11 protein-coding genes are annotated in these 12,780 nt (G+C 69.0%); 5 read left to right on the top strand and 6 right to left on the bottom strand.

From position 1 onward, the window contains the following. The first annotated feature begins 42 nt into the window (after positions 1-42). Positions 43-1,749, top strand: coding sequence for a methyl-accepting chemotaxis protein (locus tag GGR16_RS23815; protein WP_019402898.1), 1,707 nt, complete (start codon positions 43-45; stop codon positions 1,747-1,749). Between the two features lie 122 nt (positions 1,750-1,871). Here GGR16_RS23815 and GGR16_RS23810 read toward each other — a convergent pair whose 3' ends face one another. The 5 genes from GGR16_RS23810 to GGR16_RS23790 are packed head-to-tail and all read right to left on the bottom strand — an operon-like array spanning position 1,872 to position 7,086. Beyond that, positions 1,872-2,624, bottom strand: a complete 753-nt coding sequence (locus GGR16_RS23810; protein WP_183318599.1) for an ABC transporter ATP-binding protein — start codon at positions 2,622-2,624, stop codon at positions 1,872-1,874. After that, positions 2,621-3,454: an ABC transporter ATP-binding protein gene (locus tag GGR16_RS23805; protein ID WP_183318598.1), complete on the bottom strand. Its 834-nt coding sequence runs from the start codon at positions 3,452-3,454 to the stop codon at positions 2,621-2,623. The genes GGR16_RS23810 and GGR16_RS23805 overlap by 4 nt, the downstream gene beginning before the upstream one ends. Continuing rightward, on the bottom strand, positions 3,451-4,371 hold the full coding sequence (nikC, locus tag GGR16_RS23800; protein ID WP_019402895.1) for a nickel transporter permease: 921 nt from the start codon (positions 4,369-4,371) through the stop codon (positions 3,451-3,453). The genes GGR16_RS23805 and nikC overlap by 4 nt, the downstream gene beginning before the upstream one ends. A gap of 14 nt (positions 4,372-4,385) precedes the next feature. Further along, complete coding sequence (locus GGR16_RS23795; RefSeq protein ID WP_183318596.1) at positions 4,386-5,453, bottom strand: ABC transporter permease; 1,068 nt, start codon at positions 5,451-5,453, stop codon at positions 4,386-4,388. Positions 5,454-5,460: 7 nt separating this feature from the next. Beyond that, on the bottom strand, positions 5,461-7,086 hold the full coding sequence (locus GGR16_RS23790) for an ABC transporter substrate-binding protein (RefSeq protein WP_183318649.1): 1,626 nt from the start codon (positions 7,084-7,086) through the stop codon (positions 5,461-5,463). Between the two features lie 248 nt (positions 7,087-7,334). Between GGR16_RS23790 and GGR16_RS23785 the strand changes: the two genes are divergently transcribed. The 4 genes from GGR16_RS23785 to GGR16_RS23770 all read left to right on the top strand — a co-directional run bounded on the left by GGR16_RS23785 (position 7,335) and on the right by GGR16_RS23770 (position 11,030). Further along, the gene (locus tag GGR16_RS23785; protein ID WP_183318594.1) at positions 7,335-8,351 is read left to right on the top strand and encodes an NAD-dependent epimerase; all 1,017 of its coding nucleotides are present in this window, start codon (positions 7,335-7,337) and stop codon (positions 8,349-8,351) included. Continuing rightward, positions 8,341-9,636 (top strand): nucleotide sugar dehydrogenase, encoded by a 1,296-nt coding sequence (locus GGR16_RS23780; protein ID WP_183318592.1) that lies wholly within the window; start codon positions 8,341-8,343, stop codon positions 9,634-9,636. Before GGR16_RS23785 ends, GGR16_RS23780 begins: the two co-directional genes overlap by 11 nt. 112 nt (positions 9,637-9,748) lie before the next feature. Beyond that, entirely contained in the window at positions 9,749-10,267 is a 519-nt protein-coding gene (locus GGR16_RS23775; RefSeq protein ID WP_019402890.1) for a hypothetical protein, read from the top strand. A gap of 79 nt (positions 10,268-10,346) precedes the next feature. Beyond that, positions 10,347-11,030, top strand: a complete 684-nt coding sequence (locus GGR16_RS23770; protein ID WP_019402889.1) for an MOSC domain-containing protein — start codon at positions 10,347-10,349, stop codon at positions 11,028-11,030. Here the strand turns inward: GGR16_RS23770 and GGR16_RS23765 are convergent, their stop codons facing one another. Next, complete coding sequence (locus GGR16_RS23765; protein ID WP_019402888.1) at positions 11,031-12,776, bottom strand: sensor histidine kinase; 1,746 nt, start codon at positions 12,774-12,776, stop codon at positions 11,031-11,033. Between the last annotated feature and the right edge of the window lie 4 nt (positions 12,777-12,780).

The raw sequence follows: 12,780 nt of genomic DNA, 5'->3' as shown, positions 1-12,780 counted from the left end.
TGCGGGGTGGCTGGCATGGAAACTGCCAAGGTTCGAAACGGATTGGGTCGCTTTCTCGGAAAGATCGGCCTCAGGACGATCGGCGCGCGGCTGGCGGCGGTCGTCGCGCTCTTTGCGGTCAGCACGGCTGCGATCGTGGCCATCCTTGCATCCATGCAGGCCACCTCGATCCGCGATGCCCGCGTGGACATGCTGCAGTCGGTGACGGGTGTCGTCATCAAGGCCATCGACCAGCAGTTCCAGGAAACGGCGAAGGGCCTCATCGGCGAAGGCTGGGCGCAGCAGCGCGCCCGGGCCGTGGTCCGCGCCATGCGCTACAACGGCGACGAATATTTCTTCGTCATCGATGACGAGGGCAATTCCATCGTCAACGGCGGCCAGCCGGCGATGGAGGGCAAGAACATCATGGACGCCAAGGACGCCAAAGGCGTGGCGTACGTGAAGGAAATGATCGCCATCAGCAAGGACAAGGGCTCCGGCTACGTCTCCTACGACTACCCGCGGGCGGGCGAGGACATGTCGCAGGCGGTGCCCAAGCTCGCCTATGTCGAGCGCTTCGGTCCCTGGGGCTGGACCGTCGGCACCGGCGTCTACACCGACGACGTGACGGCGCGCATCCAGCACGCCGCGCTCGTCGCGGCTGCGGTCGGCTTCGCCTTCTTCCTCGTCATCGGCGGCTTCGCCTTCGTCTTCGCCCGCAACCTGACGCGCCGCATGCGCAACCTGCGCGACGTGATGCTGCGCCTCGCCGACGGTGACAGCAACGTCGTCGTGCCGCCGGTCGTCGGCCGTGATGAGATCGACGAGATGACGGGTGCGGTCGAGGTCTTCCGCGAGAACGCCATCGAGCGCGAGCGCCTTGCCGCGGAGCAGGAAGCCGAGCAGCTCGCCAAGGAAGAGCGGGCGCGCAACGTCGAGGCGCTGGTGAACAAGTTCGAGGCCGAGGCGATGGGCGTGGCCCGTGCCGTCGCCGCCGCAGCCTCGCAGCTGCAGCAGAATGCCGGCGCCATGAACTCCGCCGCCGAGGAGACCAGCCGTCAGTCGACGACGGTCGCCGCGGCCGCGGAGCAGGCGACGAGCAACGTCAACACGGTCGCTTCGGCCGCCGAGCAGCTCACGGCCTCCATCCGCGAGATCGGGCAGCAGGTGACGACGGCCGCCCGTGTCGCGAGCGCCGCCAACGGCCAGACGAAGTCCGCGGCGGACGTGGTGCGCGGCCTCGCCTCCAGCGCCCAGCGCATCGGCGAGGTGGTGAGCCTCATCACCGACATCGCCTCGCAGACGAGCCTGCTCGCCCTCAACGCCACCATCGAGGCGGCGCGGGCCGGCGAGGCGGGCCGCGGCTTCGCCGTCGTCGCCACCGAGGTCAAGAACCTCGCGGAGCAGACGGCCAAGGCGACCGACGACATCTCGGCCCAGATCGCCGCGGTGCAGAACGCCACCAACGACGTGGTCGGGGCCATCGACAGCATCACCGAGACGATCCGCCAGATCGACGAGGTGTCGACGACGATCGCCTCGGCGGTGGACCAGCAGGGCGCGACGACCAACGAGATCGCCCGCAACGTCTCGCAGGCGGCGCAGGGCACGCAGGAGGTGTCGTCGAACATCACCGGCGTCAGCCGTGCGGCGGCCGAGACGGGCGTCGTCTCCAGCCAGATCGTCGAGGCGGCCAATGACCTCGTGCGCCAGTCCGATGCACTGCGCCAGCAGGTCGACGGCTTCATCCGGCAGGTGAAGGCAGCGTGACGAAGGCGACCTGAGCCGTCCCTCGGAGGGTTCAACGATCATCCGCCGCGCGACGAGCGCGGCGGATTTTTTGTTCGCAAGCGAGCGAGAGGCACGGAGTAAGGGGCCGGCCGATCCCGCGACTAGGCCTCCTCGCGCCTGAAGCCCTCGCTCGCCACCATCAGCTCGCGCGTATAGGGCGTCTCGATGCGCCGGGCGGCGAGGTCGGCGGAGGTCAGGAGCTCCACCGGCCTGCCGTGCTGCATCACCAGCAGGCGCTCGCACATGTGCGTGACGACGGCGAGGTCGTGGCTGACGAGGACATAGGTGAGCCCGCGCTCGCGGCGGATCTCCTCGAGGAGGTTGAGCACCTCGGCCTGCACCGAGGCGTCGAGCGCCGAGGTCGGCTCGTCGAGCAGCAGGATCGTCGGCTCGAGGATGAGCGCGCGGGCGATGGCGACGCGCTGGCGCTGGCCGCCCGACAGCTGGTGCGGATAGCGGAAGCGGAAGCCCTTGCCGAGACCCACCTCGTCGAGCGCCTTCAGGATGCGCCGCTCGGAATCGCCGATGCCGTGCACGGCGAGCGGCTCGGCGAGCGCCCGGTCGATGGTGTGGCGCGGATGCAGCGAGCCGTAGGGATCTTGGAAGACCATCTGCACCCGGCGGTAGAAGGCCTTGCTGCGCGCATGGCCGATCGTCTCACCGCTGACGGAGATGGCGCCCTCGGTGACCGGTGCAAGGCCGGCGACGGCGCGGAGGACGGTGGATTTTCCCGAACCGGATTCCCCGACGAGGCCGAAGGATTCGCCCTCGGCGACCGAAAAGCCCACGCCGTCCACGGCGCGGAAATCGTCGAACTCGACCGCTAGGCCCTTGATCGCGAGCGCCTCCGTCATGCCGCCCACTCCGGCTTGCGGTCGAGCACCGGCAGGGGATGGCGGCTCTGCCCGAGCTTCGGCAGGCAGTTCAGCAGGCCCTGGGTATAGGGATGCTGCGACTGGTGCAGCCTGTCGGCGGCGATCTCCTCCACCACGCGGCCGGCATACATGACGAGCACACGGTCGCAGAAGGAGGAGACGAGCCTGAGGTCGTGCGAGACGAAGATGAGGCCCATGCCGCGCTCGGCGACGAGCTTGTCGAGGATGGAGAGCACCTGGAGCTGCACGGTCACGTCGAGGGCCGAGGTCGGCTCGTCGGCGATGAGCATGTCCGGCTCGGCGACGAGCATCATGGCGATCATGGCGCGCTGGCCCATGCCGCCCGAGACCTCGTGCGGATAGAGGTTGAAGACGCGCTCGGGATCGCGGATCTGCACCGCCTCCAGCATGGCGAGCGTGCGCCGGCGCGCCTCGGCGCCCGAGCCGCGGCCGTGGGCGGCGAGGGTTTCCATGATCTGCTCGCCGATGCGCATCACCGGGTTGAGCGAGAACTTGGGATCCTGCAGCACCATGGCGATGCGCTTGCCACGCAGCGTCCGGCGTTCCTTCTCGCTCGCGGCGAGCAGGTCGGTGCCGTCGAAGACGAGGCGGTCGGCGGTGACGGTCGCATGCGGCGGGGTGAGGCCGAGGATGGCGCGGCCGGTCTGCGACTTGCCCGAGCCCGATTCGCCGACGATGCCGAGCCGCTCGCGCCCGAGGGTGAAGGAGACGCCGCGCACGGCCTCCACCACGCCCGAGCGCGTGGGAAAGCTGACGCGCAGGTTTTCGACGTCGAGGAGCGCGCTCATTGGCCGGCCGCCTTCGGGTCGAGCGCGTCGCGCAGGCCGTCGCCCAGGAGATTGAAGCCGAGGCTGACGACGAAGATGGCCACGCCCGGCGCTGCAGCGACCCACCACTGGTCGAGCACGAAGCGCCGGCCCGAGGCGATCATGGCGCCCCATTCGGGCGAGGGCGGCTGGGCGCCGAGGCCGAGGAAGCCGAGGCCGGCCGCCGTCAGGATGATGCCGGCCATGTCGAGCGTCACGCGCACGATCACCGAGGACACGCACAGCGGCATGATGTGGCGGGCGATGATGCGGGCGGGCGAGGCGCCCATCAGCCGCACAGCGCTGATGTAGTCCGCATGGCGCAGCGTCAGCGTCTCGGCGCGGGCCATGCGTGCGTAGGGCGGCCAGGAGGTGATGGCGATGGCGATGACGGCATTGACGATGCCGGGGCCGAGCGCCGCGACGAAGGCGAGTGCCAGCACGAGGCGCGGGAAGGCGAGGAAGATGTCGGTGATGCGCATCAGCACGGCATCGATCCAGCCGCCCGCATAGCCCGCGACCGTGCCGATGAGGAGGCCGACGGGCGCGGCGATGACCGCCACCAGGATGACGACGAAGAGGGTGATGCGCGAGCCGTGCACCAGGCGGGCGAAGATGTCGCGCCCCTGGTCGTCGGTGCCGAACCAGTGCGCGGCGCTCGGCGGCAGCAGGCGCGCCGTGCGCAGGTCACCGTCGGTCACGGCCGAATAGGGCGCGATCACGTCGGCGAAGGCGGCGACGAGGAGCAGGGCCAGGATGATGAAGAGGCCGGCCATGGCGAGGCGGTTGTCGGCAAAGCGCGACCAGGCGGCATAGGCGCGGCCGAGGCGGGCCTGCCGGCGCGAGGCCGGCCGCTCGCTCGTCAGCCATGCGCGCCAGGTTTGAGCGTCGTTCGTCATCTTGCGCGGGTCCGCTATCGGGCTCGGGTTCTGGGGTCGAGGACGCGGTAGAGCAGGTCGGACAACAGGTTGAGGCCGATGAAGACCGAGCCGACGACGATGGTACCGCCGAGGACGGCGTTCATGTCCGCGTTCTGCAGCGAATCGGTGATGTAGAGGCCGAGGCCCGGCCAGGAGAACACGGTCTCCGTCAGCACCGAGCCTTCGAGCAGGTTGGCGTAGGACAGGGCGATGACCGTGACGAGCGGCACCAGCGCGTTGCGTAGCGCATGGCGCCAGATGATCGTGCGCTCCGACAGGCCCTTGGCCCTTGCCGCCACGACATATTCCTGGCCGAGCTCCGTCAGCATGAAGGAGCGCGTCATACGGCTGATGTAGGCCATCGAGAAATAGCCGAGCAGCGACGCCGGCAGGATGAGATGGCCGAAGACGTTGCGGAACGCCTCCCACTCGCCCTGCATGGCCGTGTCGAGCAGCAGGATGCCCGTGACGGGCGTGACGGTGTATTCGTAGACGACGTCGATGCGGCCCGGGCCTTCCACCCAGCCGAGGCGGGCATAGAAGACGAGCAGTGCCATCAGCCCCAGCCAGAAGATCGGCACCGAATAGCCGACGAGGCCGATGACGCGCACGACCTGGTCGAGGAAGCTGCCGCGCCGCACCGCGGCGAGGACGCCGAGCGGCACGCCGAGGAAGGCGCCGATGAGCGTGCCCAGCGTGGCGAGCTCCAGCGTCGCGGGGAAGACGCGGCGGATGTCGGTCATCACCGGGTTCGAGGTCAGCACGGAGATGCCGAAATCGCCCGTCAGCGCCTTGCCGACATAGATGACGAACTGCTGGTAGAGCGGCAGGTTGAGGCCGAGTTCCTCGCGCACACGCTCGACGACATGCGAGGGCGCCCGATCGCCGACGATGGCGAGCACCGGATCGACGGGAATGACGCGGCCGATGAAGAAAGTGACGGCGAGGAGGCCGAGATAGGTCAGCGCGACGACGACGAGAAAGCGCGCGATGGCCATGGCCGTGGAACGCAGGCGGGCGCGTCTGCGCCCGCCTGCTGTGGCGGAACCCGCGAGTGCCATGCGGGCCTCAGTTCTTGGAAACCCTGAAGACGTAGGTCGAGTCGGAGGTGGAGCCGAGGACGAAACCTTCGACGTTCTTCCGCACGCCTGCGGTCTCGACCATCTGGTAGATGATGACGAAGGGGCTCGTCTTCAGCAGGTCGCGCTGCAGCTCGGTGTACATCTCCACGCGCTTGGCCGGGTCACGCTCGAGCACCGCGGCATCGGCCTTCTTGGTCAATTCCGGAATGTCCCAGGCGTTGCGCCAGGCGAGCGGCTTGGAGGCCGCGTTGTCGGAATTGTCCGGGTTGCGCGCGAAGGTGTCGGCGTTGGTGTGGGGGTCCCAATAGTCGGCGCCCCACTGGCCGATGTAGAGGTCGTGGTTGCGGGCGCGGTACTTGGTCAGCGTCTGCTTGCCGTCGCCGGGGATGATCTCGAGCTTGATGCCGGCCTGGGCGAAGGTGCGCTGGACGGCCTCGGCGATGCCAGCGACCGGCTGCGTCTGGCGCACGTCCATGGTGATCGAGAAGCCGTCCTTGAGCCCGGCCTTCTCCAGCAGCTCCTTGGCCTTGGCGACGTCGAGCTTGTAGGGCTTCTCGTCGATGGCCCCGAGCAGGCCCATGGGCAGGAAGGTCTGGTGGACGGTGCCGATGCCCTTGATCAGCGTCTCGCCGATGGCGTCGTAATCGACCAGCCACTTCATCGCCTCGCGTACCTCGGGCTTGGCGAGGGTCGGGTTCTTCTGGTTGAGGCTGATGTAGTAGATCGTGCCCTTGGGCCGGTTGGTGATGGCGACGTCGGCATTCTTCTCGACCGCCGCAAGATCTTCCGGGCTGAGGTTGCGGGCGATGTCGACGTCGCCCTTCTCGAGCAGGAGGCGCTGGGTCGCGCTTTCCTTCACGTGGCGGTAGATGACGCGCGGCAGCTTGGCCTTCTCGCCGTAGTAATTGTCGTTGCGCTCGAGCGCCAGGATCTCGTTGGCGCGCCAGTCGCGGATCTTCATCGGGCCGGAGCCGGCATAGTTCGTCTTCAGCCAGGCGTAGCCGAGGTCGCCGTCCTTCTCGTGCTCGAGGACGAGCTTCTTGTCGATGATGGCGGCGACGTTGGCGGTGAGGCAGTTGAGCACGAAGGTCGGTGCATAGGCCTGGTCGGTCTCGATCACGACGGTGAGGTCGTCGATCTTCTTCACCTTCTCCTCGACATTGTCCTTCGACAGGCCGAACTGGGTGAGGATGAAGGCCGGCGACAGGTCGAGCTTGACCGCGCGCTGCAGCGAGAAGGCGACGTCGTCGGCCGTCAGCGGATTGCCGGAGGCGAACTTGAGGCCGGGCTTCAGCTTGAAGGTATAGGTCTTGCCGTCTTCAGAGACCGTCCAGCTTTCGGCGAGGTCGCCGTAGAGCTTGGAGGGATCGGCCACGTCGAAGCGCACCAGCCGGTCATAGGTGTTGCCCATGATCTCGCCGGCGCTGATCTCGAAGGATTCGGCGGGGTCGAGGGTGATGATGTCGTCGATGGCCCAGGCGAGGACGAGCGTGTCCTTCGGGGTCGCGGCAAGGACGACGGGGCTCGTGGTGGCGATGAGGACGGCCGCGGTGGCGCCCAGGAGGCCACGGCGGGTGAGGCCGCGGGCGACGAGGTTCTTCACGGCGGTCATGGGCGTGCGGATGGGCATTCGGGTCATGGACATGGATTGTTCCCCCATTTTGCGCCATACGAGGGCATGACGAGGGGCGGGCGTCAAGAGCGCGCGGTGGGCAATCCCGGGTGGAGAAAGGGCACGAGCTGCCCATGCTGGAGGCAGTCCCTAAGAGGCATGCCCGCGAGGCTGTGCAAAGGCGGCGCCAGCGGCTATGAAGCGCTGTCCGCTGCTGCGGCAGGCGGGCAAGTGGACGGGCCAGGTATATGACCATTCTCGTCACCGGCACGGCCGGCTTCATCGGATACCACACCGCCGAGGCGCTGCTGGCGCGCGGCGAATCCGTGGTCGGCCTCGACATCGTGAACGACTATTACGACCCGGCCCTGAAGGAGGCGCGGCTCGCGCGCCTTGCCGGCCGCGCCGGCTTCGTCGAGGCGCGGGTCGACATCGCCGACCGGCCGGGGCTCGAGGCGGTCTTCGCCCGCTATCGGCCACGCGGGGTCATCCACCTCGCGGCGCAGGCGGGGGTGCGCTATTCGGTCGAGAACCCGCATGCCTATGCCGGCAGCAATCTCGTCGGCTTCCTCAACATCCTCGAATGCTCCCGGCAGGGGCGCGTCGAGCATCTGGTCTACGCCTCGACGAGCTCCGTCTATGGCGCCAACGCCGCCCTGCCGTTTTCGGAGCAGCACGGCGTCGGCCATCCGATGAGCCTCTATGCCGCCACCAAGCGGGCCAACGAGGTGATGGCGCATTCCTATGCGCATCTCTACGGCCTGCCGTGCACGGGGCTGCGCTTCTTCACGGTCTACGGCCCGTGGGGGCGGCCGGACATGGCGCTGTTCAAGTTCACGCGCGCCATCCTCTCGGGCGAGGCCATCGACGTTTACAACAACGGCGACATGCGCCGCGACTTCACCTATGTCGACGACATCGTCACGGGCGTGGTGCGCGTGTTCGACCGGCCGGCGCGGCCCGATCCCGGTTGGGACCCCGCATCGGAGCATCCTGATCCCGGCATGAGCGGCATCGCCCCCTTCCGCATCTACAACATCGGCCGCGGCAGCCCCGTGCCGCTGATGGAGTTCATCCGCGTTCTCGAGGACAAGCTCGGGCGTCGGGCGGTCTGCAACATGCTGCCGATGCAGCCTGGTGACGTTGCCGCCACCTTCGCCGACACGAGCGCCCTTGCACGCGATACCGGCTATGCGCCCTCGACCTCGGTCGAGACCGGCGTCGGCCGCTTCGTCGACTGGTACCGGGAGTATTATGGTGTCTGACAGGCCGGACCGGGTCATTTCGGTCGTCGGCCTCGGCTATGTCGGCCTGCCGGTGGCCTGCGCCTTTGCCGCGGGCGGCTATCGCGTCATCGCCTTCGACATCGACGCGGGCCGGATCGCCGAGCTCAAGGACGGCGTCGACCGGACGGGCGAGGTCGAGCCGCAGGAACTGGCGGCGCCGTCGCTCCATCTGACGGGCGATGCCGAGGCGCTGCGCGAGGCGGACTTCCACATCGTCACCGTGCCGACGCCGATCACGGGTGAGCGCCTGCCCGACCTCAGGCCGCTTCTTGCCGCCTCGCGCACCGTGGGGCGCGTGCTGAAGCGGGGCGACATCGTCGTCTACGAATCGACCGTCTATCCCGGCGCGACCGAGGAGGACTGCGTGCCGGTGCTGGAGGCCGAGAGCGGCCTTATCTTCGGGCGCGACTTCACGGTCGGCTATTCGCCGGAGCGCATCAACCCGGGCGACCGTGCCCACCGCTTCACCACCATCACCAAGGTCGTCTCCGGCTCGGACCCGGCGACGCGCGCGACGGTGGCCGCGGTCTACGGCGCGGTGGTGCGGGCCGGCGTCCACGAGGCGCCGTCGATCAAGGTGGCGGAGGCGGCGAAGGTCATCGAGAACACGCAGCGCGACCTCAACATCGCGCTGATGAATGAACTCGCCCTCATCTTCGACCGGGTGGGCATCGCCACCAGCGACGTGCTCGACGCGGCGGCGACGAAGTGGAACTTCCAGCGCTTCTCGCCGGGCCTCGTCGGCGGCCATTGCATCGGGGTCGATCCCTACTACCTCACCGCCAAGGCCGAGGCGCTCGGCTACCACCCGCAGATGATCCTCGCCGGGCGGCGCATCAACGACGCGATGGGCCATTTCGTCGGCGAGAAGCTGGTGAAGCTGCTTCTGGCGCGCGGGCGCGACCTGCGCACGGCGCGCGTCGCCATCCTCGGCCTCACCTTCAAGGAGAACGTGCCGGACCTGCGCAACAGCCGCGTGCCGGACATCATCGCCGAGCTCGGCGAATACGGCATCCGCCCGCTGGTGCACGACGCCCTGGCGGAAGCACGCGAGGCCGAGCGCGCCTACGGCGTCGCCCTCGCCGACTGGGGGGCCCTCGACGCGCTCGACGCGGCGGTGCTCGCCGTCCCGCACGGCGCCTATCTCGCGGATGAGGGTGCTCGCATCGCATCGATGCTGGCGCCGGGCGCCGTCGTGATCGACGTGCGCTCGGCAATCAAGCCCGGGTGCCTGCCGGCGGATGTCCTGCACTGGCGTCTGTGAGGAGGAGCGCAGCCTTCGTCCCACGCTCCCGTCATACTTCAAGCCCTATTGCCCTTTCCGTCGCGGGGCGGCAAGAACGACGCCGGCTGATGCCAGAATTCGGGGGGCGGGGATGAAGTGGGCAGCAATCGCGCTGGCGCTCGCGGCAAGCGTCGTGGTCGCCGGATGCAAGACGACGGAAGAGGCCAACAAGGCGCTCAGGGGCAAGTGGATCGGGCAGACGGCCGACGCATTCTTCATCGAGAATGGTCCGCCGGTCTCGAGCTATGAACTCGACGGCGGCGGGGTGATCTACACCTGGCGCGGCGGCGAGACGAGCTATGTGCGGCCGGCCCGGGTGCAGACGCAGGGGGCGACCCAGCCGCTCAACCGCTCCCAGCGCACGGTGACGACCGTTTCCAATCCGGCGCCGGGCACCACGGTCACGCGCACGAGGACCACGTCGACCTCCTTCGGCGCCGCGGTGCCGACGTCCGTGATCGTCGAGCCGGCGCGACGCGTCGACCTGTTCTGCGAGGCGCAGATCGCGACCGATGCGCAGGGCGTCATCACCTCAGTGCGCATCAACAAGGATACGGAAGGGGCGGGCCTGTCCTTCTCGCGCTGCGCCGAGCTGTTCGGCGACGAATAGGCGCGTGGCGACGCCGTGGCGCAGGTCGGCCTGGCCGGCGCGCCGCTAGAACGTCCGGCGGAAGAGGAGACACGGGCCGATGGTGACGATCGAAGCCGTCTTCGCCGGCAAGGCGGTGCCCTATGCGCGCGAGGGCACCCTGAGCGCCATCGACAAGCGGCGTCTCGACGCGCCGGTCGAGATCCGCGCGGAGGGGCTCGCCGGCGACGAGCAGGGCGACCGCAAGAACCACGGCGGGCCGGACAAGGCGGTGCACCATTATCCGGCCGAGCATTACGACGCCTGGGCGGGGGAGGGCATCGACCTGTCGTCGTTCCTGCCCGGCCGGGCGGCCTTCGGCGAGAATCTCCGCACGCGGGGGCTCGTCGAGGCGGACGTGTGCATCGACGATATCTTCCGCGTTGGCACGGCGCTCGTTCAGGTCTCGCAGGCCCGGCAACCCTGCTGGAAACTGAACCACCGCTTCGGCCGCAAGGACATGGCGCGTCGCGTGCAGGAGAGCGGTCGCACCGGCTGGTACTACCGGGTGCTGGAGCCGGGGATGGTCGCGTCGGGCGACCGGATGGTCCTCCTCGAGCGGCCGCAGCCGCAATGGCCGCTGTCGCGCGTGCTCCACGTCCTCTATGTCGACATGCTCGACCGCGAGGCGCTGGCGGAGCTGGCGCGCCTGCCGCATCTGCCGGCCTCGTGGAAGGCGCTGGCCGCCCGGCGGCTGGAGCGCGGGGCGGTGGAGGACTGGTCGCGGCGGCTCGGCGAGGGCTGATCAGGCCGGTACCAGCCCCGGCGCCGGCATGGCGAGCTCGATGCTGCGCTCGCTGGCGCAGGTGGTGTCGAGGGGCCGCGCGGCGAGCTGGCGCACATAGGCGCGGGTCAGGCGCTCGCGCAGCGGATTGAGCGACCCCACCGGCTCGTCGTCGGCAAAGCGGCAGCTCAGCACGAGCCCGCTCTCCCGGCGCACGGCGGTCAGCTCGACAGCGCGATGCGTGCGGCGCGCCTCGTCGAGATAGGCCGGCAGCAGCGCCGCAAGGTAGAGCCCGATGCCGATGGCGCGGTCGAGGTCGACCGTGACGTCGCGGGCGGCGACTTCGATCCGCACCTGTTCGGCCGGCAGGGCCGCCGAACGGCGCAGGCCGTCGACGATGTCGTCCAGCAGCTCGGCGAGCGGGGCATCGGTGATGTCGCCGAGCGCGTAGCAGACGCGATAGGCCACGGCCATGGCCTGCACGTGGTCCTCGATGAAGCGGATGTCGTCGCGCCGCTCCGCGGGCAGCGCCTGCTTGTGCAGGCTGAGCAGGCTGACGATGACCTGGAAGTTGTTCTTGACCCGGTGATGCAGCTCGCGCAGCAGCTGCGACTTCTCCTCGGCCACCGTCTCCAGCGCCTCGGCGTGCTGGGCGATGTTCTCGGCCATGTTGTCGAAGGCCTCGCCGAGCTCCGCGAGCTCGCTCGGCGCATGCACGAGCCGCACGGCGCGGACCGAGAAGCGGCCGCTGCCGTAGACCCTCGTCAGGCGCTTGAGATAGTGCAGCCAGCGCAGCACCAGCCGGTCGACGGCGAAGACGATGCCGATCGTCGCGCCCACCAGCATGATGACGGGCGGCATGATGGCCCCCCACAGCTGGCGCTGCTCATTGCTGAAGAAGGCGGCCGAGGGATAGCCGGTGACGACCGTGATCCCCGTCCTCGACGAGCGGGTGGCGAAATAGCGGTAGCTTTCTCCACCGCGGCTTTCGTCCATGAAGACGTGCGATCCGCTGCCGAACTGCTGGGTGGTGATGCCGCCCTTGGGCAGCCAGTCGGCCGGGATGTTCTCGGTCCGGTATTCGGCGACGCGCCGGTCGGACGGGGAGAATACGACCGAGCCGTGCTCCTGCGACACCCGGGCCGAACGCAGGGCGATTTCCAGGATGATGTGCGAAACGGAGAAGATCGCGATGGCATCGCGGTCGCTGCCGGCGGCGATCGCACTCGCGAGCAGCACCGGGCCGCCCGTGACGGGACTGTCGAGAACGGCGGTGAGCCCCTGCGCGAGCTGGGCGGACAGCCGCTCCCGGGTCGTCGCGCTGGCGCGGGCGACGAGGGCATCGCGATCGAAGCCGTAGGCGCAGCGCAACGTATCGCCGGCAAAGACGGCCACCGCCGTCAGCTCCGGGTAGGAGCCGAGGACCGGTGCCGCGGCGGCGCTGCAGCTGTCGGGCGCGCCGCCGGCCTTGGCCAGATGGGATTCGAGTTCCGCCGCCGCGAGCTGCGCCTCGCGCAGTACCTCGTCGATCTGCGCGGCGACATAGGCATTGGCCTGGGTGGCGGCATCGATCCGCTCCTGGCGCAGCTGCCGGTTCTGCGCCACCGTCCAGCCGAGGGCGATGAGGGCCGCCGGCAGCAGGACGAGCGCCAGGGCCGCGACGAGGCGGCCGCGCAGGCTGCGGCTGAGGCCACTCACGCCCTCCATCGCCTGGACCTGGCGGTCTTCGTTCGGGCTGCCGGTGCCGGTATTCCGGAGGATGGTCATGGCG

Source organism: Chelatococcus caeni (assembly GCF_014196925.1).
GTDB lineage: Bacteria > Pseudomonadota > Alphaproteobacteria > Rhizobiales > Beijerinckiaceae > Chelatococcus_A > Chelatococcus_A caeni.
The sequence above is the reverse complement of the archived record's forward strand: the minus strand, read 5'-3'. Positions and strand labels throughout refer to the sequence as shown.

What these genes read in the sequence shown, in the direction of transcription:
- GGR16_RS23765 (WP_019402888.1), bottom strand. Translation starts at nt 12,776, where the DNA reads ATGACCATCCTCCGGAATACCGGCACCGGCAGCCCGAACGAAGACCGC.
- GGR16_RS23785 (WP_183318594.1), top strand. Translation starts at nt 7,335, where the DNA reads ATGACCATTCTCGTCACCGGCACGGCCGGCTTCATCGGATACCACACC.
- GGR16_RS23775 (WP_019402890.1), top strand. Translation starts at nt 9,749, where the DNA reads ATGAAGTGGGCAGCAATCGCGCTGGCGCTCGCGGCAAGCGTCGTGGTC.
- GGR16_RS23780 (WP_183318592.1), top strand. Translation starts at nt 8,341, where the DNA reads ATGGTGTCTGACAGGCCGGACCGGGTCATTTCGGTCGTCGGCCTCGGC.
- GGR16_RS23770 (WP_019402889.1), top strand. Translation starts at nt 10,347, where the DNA reads ATGGTGACGATCGAAGCCGTCTTCGCCGGCAAGGCGGTGCCCTATGCG.
- nikC (WP_019402895.1), bottom strand. Translation starts at nt 4,371, where the DNA reads ATGACGAACGACGCTCAAACCTGGCGCGCATGGCTGACGAGCGAGCGG.
- GGR16_RS23790 (WP_183318649.1), bottom strand. Translation starts at nt 7,086, where the DNA reads ATGACCGCCGTGAAGAACCTCGTCGCCCGCGGCCTCACCCGCCGTGGC.
- GGR16_RS23805 (WP_183318598.1), bottom strand. Translation starts at nt 3,454, where the DNA reads ATGAGCGCGCTCCTCGACGTCGAAAACCTGCGCGTCAGCTTTCCCACG.
- GGR16_RS23795 (WP_183318596.1), bottom strand. Translation starts at nt 5,453, where the DNA reads ATGGCACTCGCGGGTTCCGCCACAGCAGGCGGGCGCAGACGCGCCCGC.
- GGR16_RS23810 (WP_183318599.1), bottom strand. Translation starts at nt 2,624, where the DNA reads ATGACGGAGGCGCTCGCGATCAAGGGCCTAGCGGTCGAGTTCGACGAT.